Below are 1,793 nucleotides of genomic sequence, written 5' to 3' on the forward strand. Positions count from 1 at the left end.
CGCGCCGTGACTGAACTGCCATCCTCGTGGCTCTCTCCCGAAGCTCGTCGGGGTACTTCCTCGGTGCTGCCATGCTCCTCATCCTCCCGTGGATTCAGAGCCTCCACCAGACCCGGGGCGATTCAAGCTGCTCATCGGCCTGGTGGTCTCACCATCCCTGAGTGCGGTGCTCGGCCCCGAGGTCGCCACCTCGGTGCGCAAGATTTTGGTGCAGCGGTATCCGGGAGTGCGCTGGCAACTGAAGATGGCCGAAGACCGGCTGGTCGATCCACCTACCGAGACCTTGGACCTGCTGGAGGCGGCCCGAAACCGCGTGCTGGAGGAGAACTGGGATTTGGCCGTGGTGCTCACCGAGATCCCCTGAAGACCGGCCGACGTCCGGTGCTCACCCAGCTCAGCCCCGTGCACGGGGTAGGACTGGTCTCCGTCCCAACCCTGGGACCCGTGCACGTGCGGCAGAAGGTGCAAGAGACCACCGTGCACGTGGTCGGGCAGCTCCTCGGCTACGACGCCGAAGACCCCAACGCCCAGCGGGATCTTGCTCGAAGAGCCCACCAGCTGTCCACCGATCTCGACGAACGCCCGGACGACAACGTCGTGCAGTTCACGGCCCGAGTGCTGAGCGGCAACGTGCGGTTGCTGCTGGGCATGATCCGCGCCAACCAGCCTTGGGCCTTCGTGGCCCGGCTCTCCCGGGCGCTGGTCGTGGCAGCGGCCACCGGCATGCTGACATTGGTGGCCTCGGACCTATGGGTACTGGCCATGGCCTACGGGCCGGTGCGCCTGGTCCTGCTGGCGGTGATGGCGATCGGGGCGGTGAGTGCCACCCTGATCCTGGGAGCCGACTTGTGGGAGCGCCCACGGCGGCGAGCCCAACGTGAGCAGGTGATCCTGTTCAATTTGGCCACCACCGCGACCGTGGCCATCGGGGTTGTGGTGTTCTACCTCGTCTTATTCATCCTGTCCTGGGTCGGCGCGCTGCTTCTCATCGACGAGCAGGTACTGGCCGGTGTCGCTGGTCACCCAGTGAACGCTTTGGACTACGCGAAGATCAGCTGGCTCACCGCCAGCCTGGCCACCGTGGGCGGAGCACTAGGAGCTGGACTGGAGGACGAAGATGTGGTGCGCGCCGCTGCCTACACCCGGTCCAGCACCTGACACAGCCCCAGCACAGAAGAAACTGAAACATCTACGCGTTGATGCCACGTCTATGCAGGTGTCATTGCCGGTCGCGATGACTTGGTGGGCTCAGCGCAGTGCGATGCCTCGTACTCGGCGGGTGGGGCGTTGCCGAGGCGGGTGTGCGGGCGGGCGCTGTTGTACCTGTCGATCCGGGATCCGCACCGCCCTGCCGGACGCGCGGATCGCAGTCGACAAGTGGCATCTCGTCGCCCTCGCCAACCTCATGGGCACCCAGGTCCGTCAACGGATCACCCGGCAACTGCACGGCCGCCGCGGCACCGCCACCGACAAAGTCTGGGCCAGCCGGCAACTGCTGCTCACCGGCTACGAGCACCTCACCGTCAAGCAAAAGGCCCGGTTCAACGCCGCCCTCGCCGCCGAGGATCCGACCAACGAGATCGCCGCCGCGCATGCCGTCAAGGAACGCCTGCGCCTGCTGCTGGCCGAACACCAGCCGCACCAGATCCGGCGCAGGCTGTACGACTGAATCGCCCCGGGTTTGTTAGAGGCTCGCAAGTGCCGCGTCGGCGGGTGCCGGTGCGGGGTGGTTGTGATGGTAGGTGTCCTCGAGCTCGACGGGCGGGATCATGCCGATCTCGCCGTGAAGTCGC

Annotated in this window: 1 protein-coding gene and 1 pseudogene; both read left to right on the forward strand. The window is 66.4% G+C overall.

Annotation, left to right across the window (positions count from 1 at the left end; all coding sequences use genetic code 11):
* The first annotated feature begins 88 nt into the window (after nt 1-88).
* Nucleotides 89-1,158, forward strand: a pseudogene (locus tag QSJ40_RS12525) (hypothetical protein).
* Nucleotides 1,159-1,261: 103 nt separating this feature from the next.
* Nucleotides 1,262-1,669: a transposase gene (locus QSJ40_RS12530; protein ID WP_285731334.1), complete on the forward strand. Its 408-nt coding sequence runs from the start codon at nt 1,262-1,264 to the stop codon at nt 1,667-1,669.
* The last annotated feature ends 124 nt before the right edge of the window (nt 1,670-1,793 follow it).

The sequence above is a fragment of the Kocuria sp. NBRC 114282 genome, from assembly GCF_030268385.1.
Taxonomy (GTDB): Bacteria; Actinomycetota; Actinomycetes; order Actinomycetales; family Micrococcaceae; genus Kocuria; species Kocuria palustris.